At 73.3% G+C, this 23912-nt stretch carries 25 protein-coding genes; 16 read left to right on the forward strand and 9 right to left on the reverse strand.

All coding sequences use genetic code 11. The features are described 5' to 3' along the window. The first annotated feature begins 3 nt into the window (after positions 1-3). The 3 genes from IEY98_RS25620 to IEY98_RS25630 all read left to right on the forward strand — a co-directional run bounded on the left by IEY98_RS25620 (position 4) and on the right by IEY98_RS25630 (position 2364). A complete protein-coding gene (locus IEY98_RS25620; protein ID WP_189213183.1) occupies positions 4-540 on the forward strand; it encodes a DUF6286 domain-containing protein in 537 nt (178 codons plus the stop codon). A 133-nt stretch (positions 541-673) separates the two neighbouring features. Continuing rightward, positions 674-1255 (forward strand): alkaline shock response membrane anchor protein AmaP, encoded by a 582-nt coding sequence (locus tag IEY98_RS25625; RefSeq protein ID WP_189213184.1) that lies wholly within the window; start codon positions 674-676, stop codon positions 1253-1255. Between the two features lie 17 nt (positions 1256-1272). Next, positions 1273-2364: an ATP-dependent DNA ligase gene (locus IEY98_RS25630; RefSeq protein ID WP_189213185.1), complete on the forward strand. Its 1092-nt coding sequence runs from the start codon at positions 1273-1275 to the stop codon at positions 2362-2364. Here IEY98_RS25630 and IEY98_RS25635 read toward each other — a convergent pair. Beyond that, positions 2361-3077 carry an EamA family transporter gene (locus tag IEY98_RS25635; protein ID WP_373292458.1) on the reverse strand — a complete coding sequence of 239 codons (717 nt, stop codon included), beginning with the start codon at positions 3075-3077 and terminating at the stop codon, positions 2361-2363. The two genes, IEY98_RS25630 and IEY98_RS25635, sit on opposite strands and share 4 nt — an antisense overlap. Before the next feature lie 751 nt (positions 3078-3828). Between IEY98_RS25635 and IEY98_RS25640 the strand changes: the two genes are divergently transcribed. Next, a complete protein-coding gene (locus IEY98_RS25640; protein ID WP_189213186.1) occupies positions 3829-5157 on the forward strand; it encodes an alpha/beta fold hydrolase in 1329 nt (442 codons plus the stop codon). 25 nt (positions 5158-5182) lie between these two features. Here IEY98_RS25640 and IEY98_RS25645 read toward each other — a convergent pair whose 3' ends face one another. Beyond that, positions 5183-5386, reverse strand: coding sequence for a DUF8847 domain-containing protein (locus tag IEY98_RS25645; RefSeq protein ID WP_189213187.1), 204 nt, complete (start codon positions 5384-5386; stop codon positions 5183-5185). A 105-nt stretch (positions 5387-5491) separates the two neighbouring features. Further along, entirely contained in the window at positions 5492-6535 is a 1044-nt protein-coding gene (ligD, locus tag IEY98_RS25650) for a non-homologous end-joining DNA ligase (protein ID WP_189213188.1), read from the reverse strand. Between the two features lie 116 nt (positions 6536-6651). On the opposite strand from ligD, the gene IEY98_RS25655 reads away from it, so the two are divergent. The 7 genes from IEY98_RS25655 to IEY98_RS25685 all read left to right on the forward strand — a co-directional run bounded on the left by IEY98_RS25655 (position 6652) and on the right by IEY98_RS25685 (position 10428). Continuing rightward, positions 6652-6942: a hypothetical protein gene (locus IEY98_RS25655; protein ID WP_189213189.1), complete on the forward strand. Its 291-nt coding sequence runs from the start codon at positions 6652-6654 to the stop codon at positions 6940-6942. 10 nt (positions 6943-6952) lie between these two features. Then, a complete protein-coding gene (gene msrB, locus IEY98_RS25660) occupies positions 6953-7378 on the forward strand; it encodes a peptide-methionine (R)-S-oxide reductase MsrB (RefSeq protein WP_189213190.1) in 426 nt (141 codons plus the stop codon). Positions 7379-7404: 26 nt separating this feature from the next. Further along, on the forward strand, positions 7405-7707 hold the full coding sequence (locus tag IEY98_RS25665) for a type II toxin-antitoxin system Phd/YefM family antitoxin (RefSeq protein ID WP_229787437.1): 303 nt from the start codon (positions 7405-7407) through the stop codon (positions 7705-7707). Then, the gene (locus tag IEY98_RS25670) at positions 7708-8121 is read left to right on the forward strand and encodes a type II toxin-antitoxin system VapC family toxin (RefSeq protein ID WP_189213191.1); all 414 of its coding nucleotides are present in this window, start codon (positions 7708-7710) and stop codon (positions 8119-8121) included. A gap of 255 nt (positions 8122-8376) precedes the next feature. Further along, the gene (locus IEY98_RS25675) at positions 8377-9276 is read left to right on the forward strand and encodes a TIGR04222 domain-containing membrane protein (RefSeq protein WP_189213192.1); all 900 of its coding nucleotides are present in this window, start codon (positions 8377-8379) and stop codon (positions 9274-9276) included. A gap of 28 nt (positions 9277-9304) precedes the next feature. Beyond that, positions 9305-10105 (forward strand): MbnB/TglH/ChrH family RiPP precursor modification enzyme, encoded by an 801-nt coding sequence (locus tag IEY98_RS25680; protein WP_189213193.1) that lies wholly within the window; start codon positions 9305-9307, stop codon positions 10103-10105. Continuing rightward, a complete protein-coding gene (locus IEY98_RS25685; protein ID WP_189213194.1) occupies positions 10102-10428 on the forward strand; it encodes an SCO6045 C-terminal-like domain-containing protein in 327 nt (108 codons plus the stop codon). The genes IEY98_RS25680 and IEY98_RS25685 overlap by 4 nt, the downstream gene beginning before the upstream one ends. 161 nt (positions 10429-10589) lie before the next feature. On the opposite strand, the gene IEY98_RS25690 is transcribed toward IEY98_RS25685, so the two are convergent. From IEY98_RS25690 to hemE, 4 genes are all read right to left on the reverse strand, one after another. Then, entirely contained in the window at positions 10590-11345 is a 756-nt protein-coding gene (locus IEY98_RS25690; RefSeq protein ID WP_189213195.1) for a VOC family protein, read from the reverse strand. A 74-nt stretch (positions 11346-11419) separates the two neighbouring features. Next, on the reverse strand, positions 11420-12112 hold the full coding sequence (gene hemQ / locus IEY98_RS25695; protein ID WP_189213196.1) for a hydrogen peroxide-dependent heme synthase: 693 nt from the start codon (positions 12110-12112) through the stop codon (positions 11420-11422). Positions 12113-12130: 18 nt separating this feature from the next. Beyond that, positions 12131-13519, reverse strand: a complete 1389-nt coding sequence (hemG, locus tag IEY98_RS25700; RefSeq protein WP_189213197.1) for a protoporphyrinogen oxidase — start codon at positions 13517-13519, stop codon at positions 12131-12133. Beyond that, positions 13516-14616 carry a uroporphyrinogen decarboxylase gene (hemE, locus tag IEY98_RS25705; protein WP_189213198.1) on the reverse strand — a complete coding sequence of 367 codons (1101 nt, stop codon included), beginning with the start codon at positions 14614-14616 and terminating at the stop codon, positions 13516-13518. The genes hemG and hemE overlap by 4 nt, the downstream gene beginning before the upstream one ends. 117 nt (positions 14617-14733) lie before the next feature. Between hemE and IEY98_RS25710 the strand changes: the two genes are divergently transcribed. Together IEY98_RS25710 and IEY98_RS25715 are read left to right on the forward strand one after the other, a co-directional pair. Then, positions 14734-15294 (forward strand): DUF3000 domain-containing protein, encoded by a 561-nt coding sequence (locus IEY98_RS25710; RefSeq protein ID WP_229787438.1) that lies wholly within the window; start codon positions 14734-14736, stop codon positions 15292-15294. Positions 15295-15325: 31 nt separating this feature from the next. Continuing rightward, positions 15326-15958, forward strand: coding sequence for a type 1 glutamine amidotransferase family protein (locus IEY98_RS25715; RefSeq protein ID WP_189213199.1), 633 nt, complete (start codon positions 15326-15328; stop codon positions 15956-15958). A 48-nt stretch (positions 15959-16006) separates the two neighbouring features. On the opposite strand, the gene IEY98_RS25720 is transcribed toward IEY98_RS25715, so the two are convergent. Together IEY98_RS25720 and IEY98_RS25725 are read right to left on the reverse strand one after the other, a co-directional pair. Then, complete coding sequence (locus IEY98_RS25720) at positions 16007-18424, reverse strand: M14 family zinc carboxypeptidase (RefSeq protein ID WP_189213303.1); 2418 nt, start codon at positions 18422-18424, stop codon at positions 16007-16009. Positions 18425-18602: 178 nt separating this feature from the next. Further along, the gene (locus IEY98_RS25725; RefSeq protein ID WP_189213200.1) at positions 18603-19664 is read right to left on the reverse strand and encodes a dipeptidase; all 1062 of its coding nucleotides are present in this window, start codon (positions 19662-19664) and stop codon (positions 18603-18605) included. 257 nt (positions 19665-19921) lie between these two features. On the opposite strand from IEY98_RS25725, the gene IEY98_RS25730 reads away from it, so the two are divergent. From IEY98_RS25730 to IEY98_RS25740, 3 genes are all read left to right on the forward strand, one after another. Beyond that, positions 19922-20638, forward strand: a complete 717-nt coding sequence (locus IEY98_RS25730) for a response regulator (protein ID WP_035282988.1) — start codon at positions 19922-19924, stop codon at positions 20636-20638. Between the two features lie 98 nt (positions 20639-20736). Continuing rightward, positions 20737-21966, forward strand: a complete 1230-nt coding sequence (locus IEY98_RS25735; protein WP_229787439.1) for an HRDC domain-containing protein — start codon at positions 20737-20739, stop codon at positions 21964-21966. A 559-nt stretch (positions 21967-22525) separates the two neighbouring features. Continuing rightward, positions 22526-23905 (forward strand): Gfo/Idh/MocA family protein, encoded by a 1380-nt coding sequence (locus IEY98_RS25740; RefSeq protein ID WP_189213201.1) that lies wholly within the window; start codon positions 22526-22528, stop codon positions 23903-23905. Positions 23906-23912 lie beyond the last annotated feature (7 nt).

The following is a 23912-nucleotide window of genomic DNA, read 5'->3' on the forward strand; positions in this document are numbered from 1 at the left end:
GCCGTGCGCGTGGTCGTGAGGATCGTGGCGGTGCTGCTGGCCCTGGCCATCGCCACGGCGGGCGCCCTGCTGGCGGTGGAGGTGGGCTGGCGGTGGCTGCGTCCGGACGCGGGCCCGCTGGTCGTGCCGTGGCCGCGGTGGCGGGCTGAGCTGAGCACGCTGACCTGGGAGAGCACGCCGGTCCGGGTGACGGCCCTGATCACCGCGGTCGCTGGCCTGCTCCTGCTGGTGGCCGCGCTGGCCACGGGCAGGCGGGACGTGGCGCTGCTGGACCCGGCGCCGGGGGTGACGGTGCGGACCTCGCCGCGGTCGCTGGCCCGCATCGTCGGGACGCGGGTGCGCGCCCAGGACGACGTCTCCGGCGCGACGGTCAGCGCGTCCCGGCGGAAGGTGCGGGTGCGGGCGTCGAGCGCGATCGAGCCGGAGGCGCGGCTGCGGCCGCGGCTGACCGGCGTCGTCGGCGCGGTGCTCGCGGACCTGCCGCTGGCCCGCACACCGCGCGTCAGCGTCGTCGTCGACTCGCCGAGGGACCGCCCATGAACCCGCTCGTGCGCCTGCCATTGACCTGCCGACCGCACCTAAGGGGAACGAGACGCAGGCCAGCCACGGAAACCCCCGCAGCCTGCGGATGCCTGCCCAACGTGCCCACCATGGTTGATCCCGGGGAGGCGGAGTGACGCCGTCGTTGCGGGCCGTCGCCCGCTCCTATCGCGCTGAGCGCGGCCTGACCGGCGTCGTCGGGCTGCTCGCCCTGCTCGCCGGGGCGCTCGCCCTGGTCGTCGCGGCGGGCTGGCTCGGCCGGTTCCGGGCGGCCCGGCCGGTGCTCGACCCGGTCGCGCTGGACACCATCGCCGCGTGGCCGCTGATGGCCAGGATCGCCGCGATCGTCGCGGGCGTGCTGCTGCTCGTGCTGGGCCTCTGGCTCGCCGCGCGGGCGCTGCGGCCGGAGGCGCACCCGGACCTGCGCCTCGACGACGCCCTGACGGTCACCTCCGGCGCGCTCTCCTCGGCCATCGCCGCCGACGCCGAGCGGGTGCGCGGGGTGGACCGGGCCAAGGCGGCCGTGGTCGGCGAGCGGGACGCGCCCGCCCTGCGGCTGAGCCTGTGGCTGGCCGAGGGCGCCGACGTCAAGGCGGTGTGGCAGGAGCTGGACGGCTCGGTGCTGCGCCGGGCCCGCGAATCGCTCGGCGTCGACGCGCTGCCGACGGCCGTGCGCGTGGAGTTGGGCGCGGCGCGGCGGACACGCGTGCGCTGATCAGGCAGGATGGGCGCGTGGCCCTTCCGCTGACCCCGCCGGTCCAACCGATGCTGGCCAAGGCCGTGCCGTCCATCCCGGACGGGGACGACCTGGTCTTCGAGCCCAAGTACGACGGCTTCCGCTGTCTGGCCTTCCGCGACGGGGACGAGGTGTTCCTGCAGTCGCGGTCGGGCAAGCCGCTCAACCGGTACTTCCCAGAGGCGGAGGCCGCGCTGCGGGCGGCGCTGCCGGAGCGGGCGGTCGTCGATGGCGAGCTGATCGTCGACATCGACGGCAGACTGGACTTCGACCGGCTGGCCGAGCGCATCCACCCGGCGGCGAGCCGGGTCGCGCTGCTGTCGGAGACCACGCCGTCGCGCTACATCGCCTTCGACATCCTGGCCCTGGGCGACGACGTGCTGCTGGAGACGGCGACGGTGCGGCGCAGGGAGATCCTGGAGGGCGCGCTGACCCTCGGCGAGCGCGTGCACCTGACCCCGGTGACCCGCTCGGCCGACCTGGCCCGCCGCTGGTTCGAGATCTTCGAGGGCGCGGGCCTCGACGGCGTGATGGGCAAGCCCGCGGACGGCGAGTACACCCCGAACAAGCGCACGCTGCTGAAGTTCAAGCACTCGCGCACGGCGGACTGCGTGGTCGCGGGCCTGCGCTGGTACAAGGACACCGAGCCGGGCGAGGCCGTCGGGTCGCTGATGCTGGGGCTCTACGACCACGAGGGGCACCTGCACCACGTCGGCGTGGTCGGCTCGTTCCCGGCGGCGCGCCGCCGCGAGCTGGCCGCCGAGATGGCCCCGCTGATCCCCGGCGGCCGGGAGAACCACCCGTGGGCCGCCGCCGACGCCGACCACGACGCGCTGCGGATGCCTGGCGCGGTCAGCCGGTGGCGCACGACCGAGCAGCCGTGGGTGCCGCTGCGGCTGGAGCAGGTGGTCGAGGTCGCCTACGAGCACACCGAGGGCGGCTACCCCGGGCGGTTCCGGCACACCGCGCAGTTCCGCCGCTGGCGCCCCGACCGCGAGCCCGCGTCGTGCACGTACGAGCAGTTGGAGGAGCCCGCCCGCTACGACCTGGACGCGGTGCTGCGGGGCGAGGTCAAGGAGCGGTCCTAGCCCGCCCGGGTGACGCCGACGGAGGCGGCCACGACCAGGCAGACCGCCACCCACTGGACGGGGTGCAGCAGCTCGTTCAGCACGACCATGCCCGCGATCGCGGCCACGGCGGGCTCGATGCTCATCAGCACGCCGAACACCCTCGGCGGGATCCGGCGCAGCGCCTGCAGCTCCAGCGAGTACGGGATCACCGACGACAGCAGCGCCACGGCCAGCCCGGCCAGCAGCACGGTCGGCGAGAGCAGCGCCGAGCCCGCGTCGGCCACCCCGAACGGCACGGCGACGACCGCGCCGATGGCCATGCCGAGCGCCAGCCCGCCCCCGCCGCTGGTCCGGCTCCCCATGCGGTGGCTGAGCAGGATGTACCCGGCCCAGCAGACACCCGCCCCGGCGGCGAGCAGCACCCCGACGATGTCGACGTCCCCTCCGGCCCGCGCGAGCAACACGACACCGGCGGCCGCCATCAGCGCCCAGACGACGTCGAGCACCCGGCGAGACCCCACGAGCGCGACGGCCAGGGGCCCGAGGAACTCGATGGTCACCGCGACCCCGAGCGGGATGCGCGCGATCGCCAGGTAGATCAACAGGTTCATGGAGGCCAACACAAGCCCGTAGGCGACGACGACCCCCAACGCCTCCCGCTTGACGCGCGGCCGCCACAACAACAGCAGAATGCCCGCCGCGAACACCAACCGCAGCGTCACGACCCCCATCGGCCCAGCACTGGCGAACAACGTCTTGGCGACCGCCCCACCAACCTGAACGCTGATAACCCCCAGCAACACCTGAACGGTGGGCGGCACAGACCCCACAAGCCGCGGCACCCCCGAGACGACCCCCCACCACCGTCCCGACCGCCCCAACCACTCCGCACGCGCCATGACCACGGAAACATCCTACGTATGGGGTGGGAGGAGTCCTACTAGGCCTGTCCTCGGCTGCGCTGGTTCCCAGGCTCGGACCAGGTTCAGCGGCGAGTCCACGCGGACGCACCTCACCCCACCACCGAACACGACCTCCCCCCGGCTCGGCTATGCCTGCGGCCCAGCCCGGCCTCCGCCTCAGCCCGAGATCCCTCCGCCAGCCCGAGATCCCTGAACCAGCCGATCCCTCCACCAGCCCGAAGTCTCTGTCCCCCGCCAGCCCGAGGGCCCTGTCCCCCGCCAGCCCGGGTTCCCGTCCCCTCCCCCGCACCACCAGCCGCCGCGGGGGCGCGGTTGCCATTGCCCCCGTTCACCCGGTCCTCACCGGGGGGATGGCAGGGTGGCGGCAGTGTCGGGAGGTGGGTGTTTGAGGCGTCTGGTCGCCTGCGTGATGGTGGCGGCGTTCACGGTTTCGTGCACCGCCGGGCCGTCCAGCAGGCCCGCCATCGTCGTCCGGGGTGGGGATACGTTCGCGCCGCCTTCCGCTGAGGTGCCGGGGCCTGCCGGGGTGCCGCCGTTGGGGAAGCCGGGTGCCGGGTCCGTGCGGTGGAACGAGTGCGGGCCCGAGATCGGCGAGCGGTTGGGCGAGTTGGCGTTGCCGCAGGACCTGGAGATCGCCTGCGGGCGGGTCAACGGCGTCCTCGACTCCCCCTACGCCCCCGGGCGCGGCACCATGCGGATGCAGGTGCTGCGGGCGGGCAGCGGGGAGATCCCCATCGCCGTGTTCAACGACATCGACGGCCTCCCCGGCACCCTCTACGCCGCCCAGTTGGCCGCGCGGATGCCGAAGGAGTTCCTCGCCGCCTTCTCCCTCGTCGGCGTCGACCGCCGGGGTACGGGCAACTCCGACGCCGTGCGCTGTGTGCCATCCGACGTGCGCCAGGACCTTCTCGGCGCGGACCCGCGCGCGCTGGAGGTCACCGACTGGATCGACCTGGCGCGCAGCGCCGGGCAGAACTGCTCGATCGCGCTGGAGTCGCGGCTGCCCGCGCTGGACACCTGGCGCACGGCGGCCGACGCCGAGGCGGTGCGGGTCGGGTTGGGGATGGAGCACCTGCACGCCATCGGGCACGGCGAGGGCTCGCGCGTGCTGTCGGTGTTCGCCGAGCGCTACCCCGACCGCGTCGGCCGGATGGTCCTGGACGGACACCCCGACCCCGACGAGGACGCCCGCGTCGTCGTCACCGGCGTCGCGGCCGGGGCCGAGGCCACGCTGGACGCCTTCGCCGAGGACTGCGCCGCCCGCTCGTGCCCGCTGGAGCCGGGCGCGCGCGAGGTCGTCTCCGAGGTCCTGACCGGCCCGGGCGCCGGGATCCTGCTGCGCGCGGTCCTGCACGGCCTGCGCGACCGCGCCGACTGGCCCGAGCTGGCCACCGCGATCGCCGAGGCCCGCGACGGCTCCTACGTCGCCCTGGGCGGGTTCGTCGACCAGGTCGCCGCCGACACCGGGGACCTGCCCGCCACGTTCGACGGCACGCTGGTCGTCCGGTGCAACGACACCAAGTCCCGCCTGGCGACCGAGCAGATCGAGCAGACCACGCGCGAACTGCACGACCGCTATCCAGTCTTCGGCGCACTCTCTGCGCAGTGGTTGGCGCTGTGCGGGCCGTGGCCGGTGTCGTCGAAGCCGGTGCCGCAGGCGACCGCCAAGACGGCCCCGCCGATCGTCCTGCTGTCCACCGCGGCCGACCCCGTCACGCCCATGGAGGGCACCGAGCGCGCGTTGCAGCGCATGGCGACCGGGGTCGGGGTGGCCTGGCAGGGGTCAGGACACGGCGCGCTGGCGGTGTCGCCGTGCGCGACGGAGGCGGCGACGGCGTTCCTGCGCGACGGCACGGTCCCGCGCGACGGCACGGTCTGCCCGCCCTGACCCGGGCGTTCCACTCTGGACCGGGTCAGCCGCTGGCGCTGTCCTCGCGCAACCGGTACTCGCAGCCGAGTTCGACCGCGTAGGACAGGTCGTAGTGGTGGACGATCTTGGGCCCTTCGTGCAGGTGCACGTGGGTGACCGTCTCCCGGGGCTCGGTCGGCGCGGTCAGCGTGTCGACCCGCCCGTCGAGGGGCCCGCCGACGTAGCGCACCAGATAGGGGTCGGTCACGTCGAGCCTCCTCTCCTCCGAGATCGAGTGTAGGCACGGCGACCGACTTTTTGCCTGCCTCCGTTTGCCGGAAGTGTCCTGTATTCGACCGGATGGAGCAGCCGGTCAGTCGTCCCGGGCCCGCGAGGGCTGCACGCGCTTGGGCTCGCCCGCCATCTTCGGGTACTCCGGCGGGTACGGCAGGTCGCCCTCGCCGCGGTCGCGCTCGTCGCGCTCGAACATCTCCAGCAGCCGCTCCAGGCCGAACGCGTGCTCGTTGACCGGCGCGTGCAGGTCGCCGACCTCGGCGAACCGGGCGGGCATCGTCAGCACGGAGAAGTCCTCAGGGCGCGCGTCGGCGAGTTCGTCCCAGGTCAGCGGCGCGGACACGAGCGCGCGCCTGGTCGGGCGGACGGAGTAGGCGGAGGCGATCGTGCGGTCGCGGGCCATCTGGTTGTAGTCGAGGAAGATGCGCTCGCCGCGCTCCTCCTTCCACCACTTCGTGGTGATCCGGTCGGGCCTGCGCCGCTCCAACTCCCGGCCGAACGCGATCACCGCCCGCCGCGCCTCCACGAACGTCCAGCGCGGCTCGATGGGCACGTAGAGATGCACCCCGCGGCCGCCGGAGGTCTTGGGGAACCCCTGCATCCCGAGTTCGTCGAGCAGCGCGCGGGCCTCGTGGGCCATCGCCACGGCGTCGGCGAAGTCGGTCCCCGGCTGCGGGTCGAGGTCGATGCGCAACTGGTCGGGGTGGTCGACGTCGGCCCTGCGGACGGGCCAGGGGTGGAAGGTCAGCGTGCCGAGGTTGGCCGCCCAGGCGACGACGGCCAGCTCGGTGGGGCAGACCTCGTCGGCGTGGCGGCCGCTGGGGAAGGCGATGCGCGCGGTCTCGACGTAGTCGGGGGCGCCCTTGGGGACGCGCTTCTGGTAGAAGGCGTCGCCGCGGTTGTCGGCGCGGGTGGAGAGCTTGGCGCCCTCGAACACCCCGCCCGGCCAGCGCTCCAGGGTCGTCGGCCGCTCGCGCAGCGCGCCCAGGATGCCGTCGCCGACCGAGAGGAAGTACGTGACGATGTCGCGCTTGGTGAGGTTCAGTTCCGCGAAGTACGGTTTGTCCGGGTTGGACACGCGCACCGCGCGGCCGTCGACGGTGATCTCCTCGGCTGCTGCCACCCCGGCAGACTACCGTCGCCGGGGCGGCCGAGCCGGTCCGCGGACGTGCTCGTCCGCGCCGGGAAACCGTCGCTCGGGCGACGACATCCGCGGCCCCGGCGGGCTACCGTGAACCCATGGCCCCGGACGAACCGCACGACCGGTTCAACGACGACCTCATCGGGCTCGACCGCGACGACCCCGAGGCGCAGGCCTTCGCCGAGCACCTGGACCGGCTGGAGCGCGTGCGCCCCGGCTACACCGTCGAGGGCTACCTCGGCGGCGTCTCCGACTTCGCCGACTCGGCCAACCGGCTCGGCGGCCACTACCGGCTGATGGCGGCCATCGTGGCCATCCTGATCCTGCTGGGTGTGGCCATCGCCGCGTGGGACGCCGTCGTGTTCATCGTGACGACCCTGCTGGGCTAGCGTGGAGGGCATGGAACCGGTCGTCGGCGCCACCCCCGCGGTCGTCAAGTCCGAGGAGCAGTGGCGCGCCGAGCTCAACCCCGCCGAGTACCGCGTCCTGCGCGAGGCGGGCACCGAACCCGCCTGGACGGGCGAGTACACCGAAACCAAGACCACCGGGGTCTACCACTGCCGGGCGTGCGGGGCGGAGCTGTTCCGCAGCGAGACGAAGTTCGACTCCCACTGCGGCTGGCCGTCGTTCTTCTCGCCCCTGGCGGGCGACCGCGTCATCCTGCGCGAGGACCGCTCGCACGGGATGGTGCGCACCGAGGTCCTGTGCGCGACGTGCCACAGCCACCTGGGCCACGTCTTCGAGGGCGAGGGCTACCCGACCCCCACCGACCAGCGCTACTGCATCAACTCCATCTCCCTGCGGCTGGTCCCCGACGAGGCGTAGGTCACACATGTGGTAACATGTGGGACATGTCTGCTCCGGCCGAGAAGGAAACCGTCCGCCCGACCGTGGGGATGCGCGAGTTGTCCCACCACACGGCCCGGGTTCTCGGGCTGGTCAAGGCGGGGGAAACCGTCGAGATCACCGAACGCGGCAAGACGATCGCCCGCATCGTCCCGGCCGCCGACGACCGCTACGCCCAACTGGTCGCAGCCGGGCTGATCCGCCAGGCGCAGGAGCCGTTCAGCGTGGCCGACCTGCCCGAGCCGGTGCCGAACCTGACCGACCGGACCACCGACGAGTGGTTGGACGAACTCCGCGGAGACCGCTGAATGCCGACGCTGATCTACTTCGACACCTCGGCATTGGCCAAGCTGTTCGTCGCCGAACAGGAGTCGCCGGATCTGCGTCACTGGCTCACGGGTCGGCCGGAACCGCGCTTGGTGTCGTCGGCGCTGCTCGGCGTGGAGCTGATCCGGCTCCTGGGCAGGACGAACCCCAGCGCGGTCCCGGTCGCTGAGCGCTTCCTGGTCAAGAAGGTGGACCTGGTCGAGATCACGCCGCCCGTGCTCGCCGACGCGACCACCCTGCCGCCGCCCAGGCTCGGGACCCTGGACGCGATCCACCTGGCCACGGCGATGGACGTCGCCGACAGCGTCGACTGCATGGTCACCTACGACAAGGTGCTCGCCGACGCGGCGCGGTTGGCCGGAATGGCCGTATCCTCGCCGGGTGCCCCGACCTGAGGCGCGTGCCGCTCACGCGATCTTCGCGCGGTCCGTTTCCCGGCAACGGCAAGCCTAAATCCTGCCCAGGGCTTCCCTAAGTCTTGCTCAAGCTGTCTTGTGCCCGCCATCACACCCCCAGAGCATGGTCCTGCCCGGTCGATCCTGATCGGACAGCCGGAAAGTATGGATGGGCGGTGTGGTCCGTGTCGTGACCAGCGGCGGCGAGAGCCACCCGGGCGCGTAGGGGACCGCCTGCCCGGCAAGGGGGACGCAATGGAACCGTGGGGCATTTCCGGGCCCGACTTCTTGCGGATCTACCTGGTCGGTTTCGTGTTCGTGCTGCTGTTCGCCGCGGCGGTGCGGATCGCGATCAGGGCGGGGACGCCGGTGGGCCGGTCGACGGCGGGGTTGATCAGCGCCGACCAGCTCTCCGTGCACGAACTGGCGTATCTGGCCGGGGGGCCGAGGCGGGTGGTGGAGACCGCGGTGGCCCGACTGCTGGATCTCGGCAAGCTGAAGGCGAGCCGCAACGGGACGGTCCGGGTGGTGGCGGGGGCCACGGCGACGGACATGGTCGACCGGGCGGTCCTGACGGATGCGAAGAGGTACTCGAACCGAACCGTGGGCCTGCTGGTCGACCGGGTCGGCCGCGACGACACGGTGCGCGCCGTGCGGACGTCGCTGGCCGTCAAGGGGCTGCTGGTCGACGGGGGCGCCATGCGGGCGCGGCTCGCCGCGGTTCCCGCGCTGGTGCTCCTCGTGGTGGGCGTGGCTCGGTGGGTCAACGGCATCTCGAAGGGCTACCCGGTCGGCTGGCTCACCGTGGGGCTGATCGTGACCGCGGTGGTCACCGTCGCGCTCTACCGGGCGCCGCTGTCCGAGCGCACCTACGCCGGTGAGCGGGTGCTGGGCCAGGCGAGGGGGAAGTCACGGCCCGGCGCGGGCACCGAGGCCGCGCTGCTCGGCGGGGCCACGACGGCCGTGCTGTTCGCGGGCCTGACCGCCTACCCGGACCCGGAGATCAGCACGGCGCTGGCCGCCACCCGCGCGAGCGGCGCGGGCTTGGGGTCCAGCGGGTCGTCGGGATACGCGTGCTCGGGCGCTTCCTCGTGCTCCGGCGGGGGCAGCAGCAGCTGCGGGGGAGGCGGCTGCGGCGGCGGAGGCGGCGGCTGACGCGCGAAGCGGGGGCATGATGGACGCCATGGGACCTGTGGGGGTGGGCATCGGCTGGCGGTCGGAGATCGATCTGACGGTCGAACGGCTGCCGGGAGTCGATTTCGTGGAGGTCGTCGCGGAGAACATCCACCGCGGCGAACTCCCCGACTCCCTGCGGGTGCTCCGGTCCCGTGGCGTCCCCGTGCTCCCGCACGCCGTCTCGCTGTCGCTGGGCGGGGCCGACCCGGTGGACACCGCCCGGGTCGAGCACCTCGCCGAGGTCGCCGCCATGGTCGACGCGCCGCTGGTGAGCGACCACGTGTGCTTCGTGCGGGCGGGCGGGCTGGACTCCGGGCACCTGATGCCGGTCCCCCGCACCCGCGCCGCGCTGGACGTGCTCACCGAGAATGTCGTTGCGGCGCAATCGATCCTGGGCGTCCCGCTGGCGCTGGAGAACATCGCCGCGCTGCTGGAGTGGCCGGACGCGGAACTGACCGAGGCCCAGTTCCTCACCGAGCTGGCCGAGCGCACCGAGTGCCTGCTGCTGCTCGACGTGGCCAACATGTGGGCCAACGCCCGCAACCTCGGGCACGACATCGACGCCCTGCTCGACGGCCTCCCCCTGGAGCGCGTCGCTTACGTCCACGTCGCGGGCGGCTACGAGCACGACGGCGTCTACCACGACTCGCACGCCCACCCGGTCCCGCAGGAGGTCTTCGACCTGCTCGCCGACCTCTGCGCCCGCCGCAAACCCCCGGGCGTCCTGCTCGAACGCGACGACCACTACCCGGCCGACGAGGACTTCGCCGCAGAACTCGCCGTGATCCGCGCGGTGCTCGCCCCATGACCCCCGACCCGCGCGCGGACCTCGCCCGCAGGCAGGCGGACCTCCTGCGCGCCGTGCTCGCCGACGGCCCACCCCCACCAGGTTTCGACGAACGCATGCTGGCCATCGAGGCCACCGCCCTCCTGGCCAAACGCCGCCGGGTGAACGCCATCGTCGACCCGGACACCGCGGCCGAACTCGGCGACCGCTACCGCGAACTCTTCGACACCTGGGCCAAGGCCCACCCCCGCCCCGCGGGCACCCGCGCCCGGGCCGACGCCGCCGCCTTCCGCGAGTGGGCACTACCGGCAAAACGCCGCCGCCGATGGTGGCAGCGCCGATAAGCCGGAACGCCCCAGCTATCGCGCTCCCCGAGCAGACACCAACACCGTCGATGGGGGCGCCGAAAGCCACACTCCTGCCGTGCTCCCCCAGCAGGCATCCCCGAACGCCCGCAACGGGCGGTAGAGCCCGGAACGCCCCCGCATTCCGGGCTCTGGGCGGGTCACTGCTCCGGGACGTTGGCCATCACGTGGAAGCGCGTGCCCTGGTCGTCGGCGAGGGTGAGCATTCGGCCGAACGGGGTGTCCTCGATCGGGGCGAGCACCGAGCCGCCCAGCTTCTGGACCGTGGCTGCGGTGGTGTCGGCGTCCTCGGCCTGGAAGTAGACCACCCAGCCCGGGCCGTCGCCGTCGCCGATGCCTCCCACGGGCTGCTCGGCGTTGGGCACGTTGATGGTGAAGTACGTGTCCATGCCGTCGACCGCGCCGTAGGTGTAGTCGAAGACCTTGGCGTAGAACTCCTTGGCGCGCGCGGAATCGGCGCTCATGTGCTCGTTCCACACCAGCGCGCCCGGCTCGTTCGCCAGGTCGGCTCCGGTGTTGGTGCCCGCCTGCCACAGGCCGAACACGGCGCCGACCGGGTCGGCGGCGATGACCATGCTGCCCTTGTCGTGGACGGCCATCGGCTCGAAGAGGAGCTTGCCGCCCGCGGCGACGACGGCCTCGGCGCTCGCGGCGACGTCCTCGGTGGCCAGGTAGGTGGTCCACACCGCTGGCTGATCGGGCGACTGCCTGGGCCCGATGCCCGCCACGGGGTGGCCGTCCTTGCTCGCGATGCCGTACCCGGCGAACTCCTCGCCGCCGGACTCGAAGGTCCAGCCGAACAGCCCGCCGTAGAACGCGACGGCGCGGTCGACATCGGTGCCCAGGTCGACCCAGCAGGGCGTGCCAGCGGGCCACGCGGTCTTGCGAACGACCATGATCGTGCCTTTCGGGAGAGGGATTGGCGGAACCGGGCCCAAGCTAGACCCGGTCACCGACAATCGCTTCCCGACTAGGGCAGGTTGGCCACCAGCTCGGCGGCGGGCAGCCGGGTCCCGGTGTAGAACGGGATCTCTTCGCGCACGTGCAGCCGCGCCTCGGTGCCGCGCAGGTGGCGCATCAGGTCGACGATGCGGTGCAGCTCGTCGGCCTCGAAGGCGAGGATCCACTCGTAGTCGCCGAGGGCGAACGACGCCACGGTGTTCGCGCGCACGTCCGGGAAGTCGCGGGCCTCCTTGCCGTGGTCGGCCAGCATCTTGCGGCGGTCGGCCTCGGGCAGCAGGTACCACTCGTACGACCGCACGAACGGGTAGACGCACACGTACTTGCGCGCCTCCTCACCGGCGAGGAACGCCGGGATGTGGCTGCGGTTGAACTCCGCGGGCCGGTGCAGCGCGACCTGGCTCCACACCGGCGTGGACGCCCGGCCGACGGCGGTGCGGCGGAATCCGGTGTAGGCCGCCTGGACCTCCTCGATGGCCTCGGCGTGCCACCAGATCATGTAGTCCGCGTCGGCCCGCAGGCCCGCGACGTCGTAGACGCCGCGCACCTCGACGCCCTTGTCCGCGAGCGCGTCCAGGTAGGACTGCGCCTCGGTGGCTGCCGGTCCCCGGTCGGCGGGCAGCGCGCCGGGCGTGACGCGGAAGACCGACCACATGGTGTACCGGATCGTGTCGTTGAGCTCGGTGTAGTTCAGGCGGGCCATACCGCCATCGTCCCACCCTCAGCGCGCGGCGAGCAGGTGGGCGGCGACACGTCGGGCGGCCGCGTCCCCGGTGGCCGCGCAGGCCGGGAGGCCGACGCCGTGCAGTGTGGCGCCCGCCACCGCCAGCCCCGGCGTCGCGGCGACGGCGCGCTCGATCCCGGCGACCAGGTCGGTGTGCCCCACGGCGTACTGCGGCAGCCCGCCGCCCCACCGCTGGACGACGGCGTCGAGCGGGCCTGCGGTCACGCCCGCCAGCTCGGCGAGGTCCGCGCGGACGACGCGGACCAGCTCGTCGTCGGTGAGGCGCAGCGCGCCCGGGTCGCCGAAGCGGCCGACGGACCCGCGCACCAGCACCGGACCGCCGCGCCCCCACTTCGTCGCCGAGTAGGTGAACGCCTTCACCGCGAACGGGGCGCCGTCGGCGCGCCGCTCGCCCGCGCCGACGAGGACGCCGGAGGTGCCGGGCAGCTCGGTGCCCTCGGGGAAGGCGAGCGCCACGACCGCCATGGAGGCCAGTTGCACGCGCGCGTACGCGGCCGACGCCTCCGGTACGACGCCCGCCAGCAGCTTGCGTGCCGACGGCGCCGGGACCGCGAGCACGACGGCGTCAGCGCGCAGGTCCGGGAGGGCGTGTCCGGGCGCGGCCGCGCCGAGCGCGAGCCGCCAGCCCGCGCCGGAGCGCTCCAGCTCTCGGACGACCGTCCCGGTGCGGACGTCGGCGGCGGCCGCCAGCCCCCGGACCAGGCCGCTGAGACCGGTCTCCAGGGTGGCGAACACGGGCTCGCCGGTCGCCGGGCGCACGACCCTGGCCGCGGCCTCGGTCAGCGAGGTCGCGCCCGCGTCGAGCGCGGCGGCGATGGGGGCCATGGTGGCGCGCAGGCCGAGCCCGTCGACGCTGCCCGCGTAGACGCCGCCGAGCAGCGGGTCGACCAGGCGGTCGGTCAGCTCGTCGCCGTAGCGCTCGCGCAGCAGCGGGCCGAGCGGCGCGTCGCCGTCCAGCCGGAGCGGCCGCAGGCCCGCCTCGGCCTCGACGCGGCGCAGCCCGTCGGCGGAGAGCACGTCCGCGACGGCGGCCGGGTCGGCGGGCAGGCCGAGCATGGTGCCGCCGGGGATGGGCCGGGTGGTCGCGCCCGCGCGGACCGTCGAGCGGGCGCCGGTCGGGTGCACGACACCGCCGAGCCCCAGCTCGGCGACCAGGTCGGCGACCTCGGGCCTGCGGTTCAGCCAGGCCTCGGCGCCGACGTCGAAGCGCGTGCCCGCGATGTCGACGGTGCGCAGCTTGCCGCCGACGCGGTCGGACTGTTCCAGGACGACGATCCGCGCGCCCGGCCCGAGCAGCGCGCGCAGCCGGTGCGCCGCCGCGAGCCCGGCGATCCCGCCGCCGACGACCGCGACGTCCGCGGTCATCGCACCGGCAGCCTGTGCACCAGCTCGACCAGGCGGGTCAGGACGTCGGGGTCGGTCTGCGGCAGCACGCCGTGCCCGAGGTTGAAGACGTGGCCGTCGGCCGAGCGGCCCTCGGCGACGATCCGCTCGGCGTGCGCGCGCACTGCCTCGTCGCCTGCGAACAGCACGGCGGGGTCGAGGTTGCCCTGCACCACCGGTCCGGCGGCGAACTCCCCCGGCGCGGCGGCGACGCGGCGCACGGCCTCGTCCAGCGGGGTGCGCCAGTCGACGCCGACCACGTCCGCGCCGGCCTCGCGCATCGCGCCGAGCAGGGCGCCGGTGCCGACGCCGAAGTGGATGCGCGGGACACCCGCGTCGGCCAGCCCGGACAGCACGCGCGCGGAGTGCGGCAGCACGTACTGGCGGTAGTCGCGTTCGGACAGCGCGCCCGCCCACGAATCGAACAGCTGCACGGCGTCCACGCCCGCGGCGAGCTGCGCGCGCAGGAACGTCAGGGTGATGTCGGCGAGCCGGTCCAGCAGCGCGTGCCAGGTCTCCGGGTCGGAGTACATCAGCGCCTTGGTGTGCTCGTGGTTGCGGCTGGGCCCGCCCTCGACCAGGTAGGACGCCAGGGTGAACGGCGCGCCGGCGAACCCGATCAGCGGGGTGTCGCCGAGCGCGGCGGTGAGCAGCCGGACGGCCTCGGCGACCGGCGCGACGGCGGCCGGGTCCAGGGTCGGCAGCGCGGCGACGGCGTCCGGGGTGCGGACCGGCTCGGCCACGACCGGCCCGGTGCCCGCGACGATGTCCAGGTCGACGCCCGCGGCCACCAGCGGCACGACGATGTCGCTGAACAGGATGGCCGCGTCGACGCCGTGGCGGCGCACCGGCTGCAGCGTCACCTCGCGGACCAGCTCGGGGTCGAAGCAGGCGGCGAGCATGGGCACGCCCTCGCGCACGGCCCGGTACTCCGGCAGCGAGCGGCCCGCCTGCCGCATGAACCACACCGGCACGCGTTCCGGGATCCCGCCTCGGGCGGCCACCAGGAACGGGGCGTCGGGAAGGTGCCTGCGGGCGGCCGTCGGCAGGCCCGCCTGGATGTCCGCTGTGTCAGTCATGGCACGTCCAATCGTGCCACGCGCCCCCCGGACGGTGGCTACTCGCACCGTGGGTTGCGGTATTGGTCGGCGCGCCATCCCCGCTCACCGTCTCGGGTGGTCTTACAGTTACCAGTCGTGACCGAGACGCCAGCGCCTGAGATCTTCGTCCGGGCCGTCGCGGCGCTGCGGTCGCTGCGCCCGCGTCGGGAGCTGCAGCTCGCCGAGGTCCGCGCTCCGCAGCGGCTGGCCCCGTTCGCGTACGCGCTCACCGCCGAGGCCGACGGCCCCGGCGACGTGCACGCCACCGGCAGGCTGATCCTGCTGCACGACCCGGAGGGCCAGCAGGCCTGGGACGGCGTGCTGCGCCTGGTCGCCTACGTGCGCGCCGAGCTGGACGCGGAGCTGGCCGACGACCCGCTGCTGCCCAGCGTCGGCTGGTCGTGGCTCACCGACGCGCTGACCGCCGCGGGCGCGGAGCACACCGCGCTGGGCGGCACCGTCACCGACACGTCCTCGGCCCGCTTCGGCGACATCGCCGGGCCCGCCCGCACCGACGACCTTGAGCTGCGCGCGTCGTGGACGCCGGTGTCGGAGGACCTGGTGGCCCACGGCGAGGCGTTCTGCGACCTGATGGCGAGCGTGGTCGGCCTGCCGCCGGTCGGGGTGGCGCTGTTCAGCCAGCGGCAGGGCGACTGAGGATGTCGGTGGGCACGGCTAGCGTGGGGGCATGACGAACGCGCACCTGTACGTCCTGGACACCATGGCCGACTGGGAGGTCGGCCACCTGATCGCGGAGCTGAACACCGGCCGCTTCTTCGCCGAGCCCGGCACCGCGCTCCCCGTGCGCACCGTCGGCGCCACCCGCGCCCCCATCCGCACGATGGGCGGTCTGACCATCGCCCCCGACCTGGCCATCGATGAGCTCGCCCCGCAGGAGAGCGCGCTGCTCATCCTGCCCGGCTCGGAGATCTGGGACGCGCAGGAGCACGCCCCCGCCGCGGCCAAGGCGGCGGAGTTCCTGGCCGCGGGCGTGCCGGTGGCCGCGATCTGCGGCGCCACCGTCGCCCTGGCGGCCGCTGGCCTGCTCGACACCCGCATCCACACCAGCAACGACCCGAACGCGCTGGCCGCGCTGGCCCCGAACTACCTCGGCGCGCACCTCTACCGCAACGAGCCCGCCGTCGTCGACGGCGACCTGATCACCGCGAGCGGCGTGGCCCCGCTGGAGTTCGCCCGCGCCGTGCTCTCGCGCCTCGGCGTGTTGAGCCAGCCCGCCCTGGACGCCTGGTACGGGCTGTTCTCCACGCACGAGCCGCACCACTTCCACGCGCTGATGGCCGCGGTGCCGCAGCCCGCGTGAGAACGGGGTCCGCGGCGGCTCGGGGATGGCCGCCGCGGACCGCTCCGGCTAGCGCTTGGCCCGCCGGGCGCACACGTCGCCGACATCGGCGGTCTGCCCGCGGTCGACGAACACCTCGGTGACGCTGACCAGCCTGCCCCTGGGATCGGAGCAGGTCAGCGTGTACGCCTCCTTCGGACCGTAGAGCGGCGGCAGGGGCGAGGCGAAGTCGACCCGGAGCCCGGACCAGTCGTCCGGCCCGGACGGGCGGGCCTGCTCGTAGTGGACCACCACGGCCCGGTACTCCCCCGCGGGCGGGTCGAACATGACAGCGGCCTCGGAGTCGGTGCCCGCCGTCTCCGACGCGGCCACGATCGCGCCCGAGGCGTCGAGGACGTAGAGGTCCCAGTCGCTCGCGGGCGTCCCCCACCGGACCGACACGGTCATCTTGCCGTTGTCCACGGGCGGACCGTCCACTCGGAACGGGATCACCTCGGCAGTCTGATCCGCCGGGTAGTCGGTGTTCACCGCCGGGACGCCCGGCGGGTTCGCCAGCTCGATGGGCTGCTGCGCGGGTCCGCGCGGCTCGCGGCCGTGCCGCCCGGCGACGAACGGCCGGGTCGAGGGGTTGACCGCCCAGGTGAACCGCCCGCCGGGCGCGGCGAGGGTCGAGGTCAGCGTGTCGGTCACGGAGAGGGGCGACCCGACGGACCCGTCCGGCAGCACCACGGGCGAGGTCGGGGTCTGGAACGTCTTGCGCAGCTGCAGGCTGTGCCCGCGCGGCGCGGAGCCCACGAGGGTGGAGTGCGCGGCCGGGTCGGCGGTGTTGGCCAGCATGTCGAGGAACGCCGCCCGGTTGCCGCCGCGTCCGGCGCCCGCGGCGGGCGCCAGGCCCGCGTACTCGGCCACGACCCCGGTCTCGAACGGCGGGTGGAACTCGTCCGGCCCGATCTCGATGGTGAAGCCCCAGCCGCCGGTGGCGAAGTAGGACCAGTCCTCTGTGGTCCCGGTGGCGTCGTAGAGCCGCCAGGACGGCTGGCTGACATAGCCGTTGCGCGCGGCCAGCCGGTCGCCCAGCGCCTTGTACTCCGGTTCGTCGAGCGGCGGCCGGACCGCCGCGACGCCGGGCACGCGCAGCACGAGGTTCGAGTAGGTGTGCAGGGTGAGCAGGTTGGTCACCTGCCGGGTCGACACCAGCGACCGGATGTTGCGGGTCTCCGGCTCGGAGAACGGGGCCGAGCCGCGGAAGACGTCGCTGGACCAGGTCGGCGAGGCCCCGGCGCCGCCCCAGAAGCCCGGGTAGTTGCGGTTGGGGTCGGTGCCGCGCAGCCGCCCGGCCGGGTTGGCCGCGCAGGCGCCGGTCCGCAGGTCCTCCGGCGAGTCGGCGACGGCGCAGTTCTTGCGCTTCATCTCGTAGTCGAAGCGGGTGAGGTCCCCGCGCGGCTCGGCCTCCCGGGAGACGCTGAAGCCGTCCGGGTTGACGATCGGGACGACGATCGTGCGGGTCCGCGCCACCAGCGACCGGATCGCGGCGTCCCCTCGGTACCCGGCGACCAGTTCGTGGGCCCACTCCATCGCGTGCTCGCCCGCGGGCCATTCCCGGGCGTGGTGCACGCCCATCACGAGGCTCACGGGCTTGCCGTCGGCGATGGCGTCGACGTCGGCGGCGATCTCGGCCCCGACGACGTCGCGCCCCTCCCAGGTCCGCTCGGGCAGCGTGAACGCGCGCACGAGGCCGGGGTTGCGGCGGGCGAGGTCCTTGATCTCGTACTCGTAGTCGTAGAGGTGGCGGTAGGCGGTGCGGCCCGACGGCAGCGGCGAGCGGTCGACGCGGGCGGCGTAGTCCCGGTCGGCCCGGGCGTTGGCGACCGAGCGCGCGGAGACGTCGGGGCGCACGACGGTGGTGTCGAGCCCGGCGGCCGCGAGCGCCCTGCGGTCCTCGTCGGTGGCGAGCACGACCTCGACCCCGGTGGCGTCGGCCTTCTCGGTCAGGTCGAGGTCCAGGGCCAGCAGCCGGTCCTTGTGCGCGCGGGTCGGCGTGTGGACCCGCACGATCTCGGCCCGCTGCCCCTCGCCGTCGACGGGCACGGCGAGGAAGTCGACGCCGAGGCGGACGGACCGGGCCGTCCCCGCGTACCGGCAGGCCTGCACGACCAGCTCCTGGCCGTCGGCGACGAAGCCCTCGGCCAGCTCGACCGACCGCAGCGCCGCCGACGCGGCCACCAGTTCGCCGGTGGCCCTGTCGAAGACGGCCACGTCCCAGTCGCCGACGCCGGGACCGTCCGGGGCCAGCCTGACCTGGACGAGCCCACCCGCGCCCGCGGTCACCGCGCGGTGGGCCGTGCCCGGGGCGCCATCGGGCAGGGGCTCGGCCGCGCACTCCCTGGCTATCGCCTGATCCGCCCGCAGGACGCCGTCGTCCGCGGTCGCGGGAGGGGATGCGAGGCCTGCGAGCACGGCCCCGGAGAGAGCGAGCGCCGCGGTCATGCGGAGCGCGCGAGCGGTTCGGTTCACGCCCGGTGTGTCCTTCCGACGATCCTTCGGCGCGGCCTGCGCGGCCGGTGCCGATCACCCGGGAAGGACTTACCGGTTGCCAGTTGCCGGGTCGGGGAGGCGCACCGGCACTTTTTACCTGTTGCCAGATTTCGACGTTGCCCGTTGCCGCTTACGACCGTGCGGCGGCAGCGTCTTCGGCCGCGCGGAGCACACGTAGGACGTTACGGCCAGCAACCTTCGCGCAGTCGGACGCACTCCATCCGCGCTCCAGCAGAGCGGCGAACAGCCTCGGGTAGGCCGACACGTCGGGCAGTCCGTCGGGCATGCCCACGCACCCGTCGTAGTCGCCGCCGATGCCGACGTGATCGACCCCGGCGACCTCGCGGGCGTGCTCGATGTGGGCGACGACGTCGAGCAGCGTGGCCCGCGGCGGCGTCCCGCCCGCCCTCGGGTCCCAGTCGGCCACGGCCTGCGAGACGAAGGCCGGGACGAAGGTGATCATGATCACCCCGCCGTTGCCGGGAAGGCGTTCCAGCACGTCATCGGGCACGTTGCGGACGTGGTCGGTGATCGCCCTGCAGGACGAGTGGCTGAAGACGACCGGCGCGGCGGCCGCGTCCAGCGCCGCGTGCATCGTGGTGGCGGCGACGTGCGAGAGGTCGACCAGCATGCCCAGCCGGTTCAGTTCGGCGACGACCCGCACGCCGAACCCGGACAGCCCGCCGACCACGGGTTCGTCGGTGGCCGAGTCCGCCCAGGGCGTGTTGTCGTTGTGGGTGAGGGTCAGATAGCGGACGCCGAGCCGGTGCAGCGCGCGCAGGACGCCGAGCGACCCGGCGATGCAGTGGCCGCCCTCAGCGCCCAGCAGGGAGGCGATTCTGCCCTGGTCGAAGGCCTGTTCCACGGAATCAGCCGTTCGGGCGAGCGCCAGGTGCTCCGAATGCCTGCCGACGATCTCGTGCACCAGGTCGATCTGCTCGAGCACGGCGGTGACGGCTTCGTGTCCGGTGAGCGAACTCGGGACGTACACCGACCAGAACTGGGCGCCCATCCGGCCCCGGCGCAGGCGCGGCAGGTCGGTGTGCAGGTCGGGGTGTTCGGCGGTGAGGTCTACGGCGTCGAGGTCGGATCCGAATCGGTCACGGAGCGTCCACGCCAGGTCGTTGTGGCCGTCGACCAGGGGGACGCTTGCCAGTAGCCGGAGCGCGCGATCGAGCGGGCTGTCCGCCACTACCCGTGACTCCGTTTCATCGCGTAGCTAGGCCCTTCCGTTACGTCACCACGTGGTGACTCACCCGAACGTGTTACTAAAACTGCCGACTGTCACAACCCGATCGGATACATACCCGATTGATCGTCCCGCTAACCCGCTTGGGCGGCTAGGCTGCCCCTGTCGACACCACTTTCGGTCCAACGGCGGCGCGGCTGTTCGGTCGAAAGTCCCAGTGCCGGTCGGGGGGCAACGACCGACTCCAGGGAGGTAGTGACGTGGCTGCCGTCGGCTTAGGTCAGGCCGTTCGAACCACGCCAGCCGGCTCCTTGCCGGCGAACATGGTCCCGCACCCGCGGGAAGAGCTGTTTTCCGTGCTGGTGGTCGATGACCACCCGCTCTTGAGGGAGGCGATAGCAGCCCGACTCACCCAGATGGGTGCGGGCACAGTGCACGAGGCCGCCACGGTGGCCGAGGCGAGAGCGCGAGCGCAGGCCACTGGTCCCTGCGACCTGGCGATTCTCGACCTGGGTCTGCCGGACGGCAGTGGGATTGAGCTGGTCACGGAGCTCCGCAGCCACGGTTGGCCGCGGATCGTCGTGCTGGCCTCGTCCGACGACCCCTACGCCGTCCGATCGGCCTTCCAGGCGGGCGCTCAGGCCTACCTGCTGAAGTCCGCTTCGCCGGTGGTGGTGACCGACGGGGTCCGTCGCGTGCTCGAAGGCGGCGTCTACGCCGACCCGAGCGTCGCGCCGGTCCTGGCGACGGGCACCCGGGTGCCGGGCACCGACAACACCCCGCGCGAGCTGTCGGCGCGCGAGGTCGAGGTGCTCCAGCTGGTCGCGGACGGGCAGTCCAACAAGGAGATCGGCGAAGCGCTGAACCTGTCGGCTCTGACGGTGAAGTCGCATCTGTCGCGGATCGGCCGCAAGTTGGGCACCGGCGACCGCGCCCAGATGGTCGCGCTGGCCATGCGGGCCGGGGTGATCCGCTAGACATCAGCAGTCGTGTGGCTGGGCTGGGCATGGCCCAGCCACACGACTGCTGCTGATCCGCACGCCTGGTCGGCGTGCGTGCCGTAGGGTCTTGCGCCGTGACCACACCCGGCCAAGGACCCGATGTCTCCCCGGTGCTGCTCACCGAGCCCGCGGACGGAACGCCGGACGTGGTCACGGACGACGCCGCACTGCTGGACGCCGCCGCCGCGCTCGCCGCGGGCGCAGGCCCCATCGCCATCGACACCGAGAGAGCGTCCGGCTACCGCTACTCCCAACGGGCGTACCTGGTGCAGGTCCGCCGCGAGGGCGCGGGCACGTTCCTCATCGACCCGGTCGCGCTCGACGACCGCATCGACCCGCTGATCTCGGCGCTGGCCGACGAGGAGTGGGTGCTGCACGCCGCGTCCCAGGACCTGCCGTGCCTGGCCGGGCTCGACCTGCGGCCGTCGCGGCTGTTCGACACCGAGCTCGCGGGCCGCCTCGCGGGCTTCGAGCGCGTCGCCCTGGGCACCCTGGTGGAGCGGTTGCTCGGCTACCAGCTGGAGAAGGGCCATGGCGCCGCCGACTGGTCCCGCCGCCCGCTGCCCCTCGACTGGCTGAACTACGCGGCGCTGGACGTCGAACTGCTCGTGCCGTTGCGCGACGCGCTGGAGAAGGAGCTGCGCGCGCAGGGGAAGCTGGACTGGGCGCTGGAGGAGTTCGAGGTTCTGCGCACCGCTCCCCCGGCCCCGCCCCGCAAGGAGCCGTGGCGGCGCACGTCGGGCATCCACGGCGTGCGGACCGCGCGCGGCCTGGCGGCCGTGCGGGCGCTGTGGGAGACGCGGGACTCGGTGGCGCGGCAGCGTGACCTGGCTCCCGGCCGGGTGCTCCCGGACAGCGCGATCGTCGCCGCCGCCGTGGCGGGCCCCGAGGACGAGGCGGCCCTGCTGAAGCTGCCCGTGTTCCGGGGACGCGCGCAGCGGCGCATGTCCGGGACGTGGATGCGGGCCCTGCGCACCGCCGCCCGACTGCCCAAGAGCGAACTGCCCGACCCGTCGCCCCCGAACGACGGCCCCCCGCCGCCGAACCGCTGGGCCGACAAGGACCCCGACGCCGCCGCCCGCCTCTCCGCGGCCCGCACGGCCCTGACGGCGCTCGCCGAGGCGAACCGGCTGCCGGTGGAGAACCTGCTGCAGCCGGACCTGGTGCGCCGCACCTGCTGGCAGCCCCCGGAGCCCGCCGACGCCGACACCGTCGCCGCCACCCTCCGCGCGGGCGGCGCGCGCGAGTGGCAGATCGCGCTCGCGGGCCCGGACCTGACGAAGGCCCTGCAGGCCCGCGCCTGACGCCCCAAACCCCTGGCCGCGCAGGACGCCCCAACCCGGGCCACGCCGGACGCCCCAAACCTCTGGCCGGGCCGGACGCCGCAAACCCCGGGGCCGCGCCGGACGCCGCAAACCCTGGGCCGGGTTGGGCACCGCCCGACCCGGCCTCCGGGGTTCAGATGATGCGACCATCCGGATGATCAGAACATCTGGATGATGAGGCCATTCGGATGATGTAGCCATCTGAATGATCGCGCCATCCGGATGGTCTGATCATCTGTCATCCGGATGGTCTGATCATTTGAGTGACCGCCTCGCCGAGATGGTCGGATCATCTGGGCGATCGCCAGCCCCTAGATGGTCACATCATCTGGATGGTCAGGCCATCTCGATGATCAGATCATCTGGATGCGCGCGGCATCTGAGCGCTCTCGCCGCTCAGATGATCTGATCATCTCAACGATCTATGGTCTGACCGAAGATGATTGAAGTGCGTTCGCAGCAAGCATGTCTTGACATGGAATGAGCGTCAAGACACAGTTTCGGGCATCCCCTGCGACCCACCTGGGAGTGGTGCTCGATGACCGACCTGCTCAACGTCTCCCGGCGCTCGCTGTTCGGCGGCGCCCTGGCCGCGGGTGCGCTCGCCGCCCTGCCAGCGTCGGCCTCGGCCGACGACGCGACCGCCGATCCCCGCAGGCGCCGCGATCAGCGCACCATGATCGGCGTCCCGTTCGAGGAGCACCGCACGGTGCGCGTCGGGCTGGTCGGGCTGGGCAACCGGGGCATGGGCATGCTCGACGGTTGGGCGGCCGTGCCCGGGTGCGTGGTCACCGCCGTCCACGATGTCCGCGCCGACCGGGCGAACCGGGCCGCGGACCGGCTGGTCTCGCTGGGCAAACCGCGGCCCGCGGTCCACGCGACGGACCGGTCGCTGTTCGCCGCCGACGACGTCGACTTCGTCTACATCGCCACGCCGTGGGAGTTCCACTACGCGCAGGGCAAGGGCGCGCTGCTGGGCGGCAAGCACGTCGGCGTCGAGCTGCCCATCGCTACCGAGCTGGCCGAGCTGTGGGACCTGGTCGACACCAGCGAGCTGACCCGCAAACACCTGTTCCTGATGGAGAACTGCAGCTACGGCCGCAACGAGCTGGCCATGCTGAAGATGGCGCACGAGGGCGTCTTCGGCGAGATCACCAACGGCCACGGCGGCTACTTGCACGACCTGCGCGCGCTGCTGTTCTCCGACACGTACTACACCGACGCCTGGCGCAGGAAGTGGCACACCCGCAGCATCGCCAGCTTCTACCCGATGCACGGCCTCGCCCCGATCGCGGCGTGCATGGACGTCAACCGCGGCGACCGGTTCACCTACCTGCGCGCGACCGCCACCGCCCCGCGCGGCCTGGCCGACTACCGCGCGCGGCACGTGCCCCAGGGGCATCCGTCGTGGAACGAGACCTACATCAACGGCGACCTGGTCACCTGCCTGATCGACACCGAGCGCGGGCGGGTGATCCGGGCCGAGCACGACGTCAGCTCGCCCCGGCCGTACAGCCGGATCAACAGTCTCGCGGGCAGTCGCGGGATCGTGGAGGACTACCCGGCTCGCGTCTACCTGGAGCCCGACCACGGCGGGCACGCCTGGCAGGACTTCCGCCCGTACCGCGACCGCTTCGACCACTGGCTGTGGAAAGAGGTCGGCGACGAGAACAACGGCGGGCACGGCGGCATGGACTACGTGCTGCAGTGGCGCGTCGTGCAGCAGATGCGCGCGGGTCTGGTCCCCGACATCGATGTCTACGACTCGGCCGTCTGGTGCTCGCCGGTGCCGCTGAGCGTGCGGTCGCTGGAGCGCGACGGCAAGCCGGTGCGGGTGCCGGACTTCACCCGAGGGCAGTGGATGACGCCCCGCGTGGGCCTCGACTCCCGTCCGTCGGCCATGCCCGCGACCGTCTGAGGAGGAC

Source organism: Actinokineospora fastidiosa, assembly GCF_014648415.1.
Lineage (GTDB): Bacteria > Actinomycetota > Actinomycetes > Mycobacteriales > Pseudonocardiaceae > Actinokineospora > Actinokineospora fastidiosa.

Excerpts from the sequence above, each read along its gene's own strand:
- IEY98_RS25635 (WP_373292458.1), bottom strand. The coding sequence starts at position 3,077 with ATGGGGGTCGTGACGCTGCGGTTGGTGTTCGCGGCGGGCATTCTGCTG.
- IEY98_RS25655 (WP_189213189.1), top strand. The coding sequence starts at position 6,652 with ATGGCCCCGGACGAACCGCACGACCGGTTCAACGACGACCTCATCGGG.
- msrB (WP_189213190.1), top strand. The coding sequence starts at position 6,953 with ATGGAACCGGTCGTCGGCGCCACCCCCGCGGTCGTCAAGTCCGAGGAG.
- IEY98_RS25665 (WP_229787437.1), top strand. The coding sequence starts at position 7,405 with ATGTCTGCTCCGGCCGAGAAGGAAACCGTCCGCCCGACCGTGGGGATG.
- IEY98_RS25670 (WP_189213191.1), top strand. The coding sequence starts at position 7,708 with ATGCCGACGCTGATCTACTTCGACACCTCGGCATTGGCCAAGCTGTTC.
- IEY98_RS25675 (WP_189213192.1), top strand. The coding sequence starts at position 8,377 with ATGGAACCGTGGGGCATTTCCGGGCCCGACTTCTTGCGGATCTACCTG.
- IEY98_RS25680 (WP_189213193.1), top strand. The coding sequence starts at position 9,305 with ATGGGACCTGTGGGGGTGGGCATCGGCTGGCGGTCGGAGATCGATCTG.
- IEY98_RS25685 (WP_189213194.1), top strand. The coding sequence starts at position 10,102 with ATGACCCCCGACCCGCGCGCGGACCTCGCCCGCAGGCAGGCGGACCTC.
- IEY98_RS25690 (WP_189213195.1), bottom strand. The coding sequence starts at position 11,345 with ATGGTCGTTCGCAAGACCGCGTGGCCCGCTGGCACGCCCTGCTGGGTC.
- hemQ (WP_189213196.1), bottom strand. The coding sequence starts at position 12,112 with ATGGCCCGCCTGAACTACACCGAGCTCAACGACACGATCCGGTACACC.
- hemG (WP_189213197.1), bottom strand. The coding sequence starts at position 13,519 with ATGACCGCGGACGTCGCGGTCGTCGGCGGCGGGATCGCCGGGCTCGCG.
- hemE (WP_189213198.1), bottom strand. The coding sequence starts at position 14,616 with ATGACTGACACAGCGGACATCCAGGCGGGCCTGCCGACGGCCGCCCGC.
- IEY98_RS25715 (WP_189213199.1), top strand. The coding sequence starts at position 15,326 with ATGACGAACGCGCACCTGTACGTCCTGGACACCATGGCCGACTGGGAG.
- IEY98_RS25720 (WP_189213303.1), bottom strand. The coding sequence starts at position 18,424 with ATGACCGCGGCGCTCGCTCTCTCCGGGGCCGTGCTCGCAGGCCTCGCA.
- IEY98_RS25740 (WP_189213201.1), top strand. The coding sequence starts at position 22,526 with ATGACCGACCTGCTCAACGTCTCCCGGCGCTCGCTGTTCGGCGGCGCC.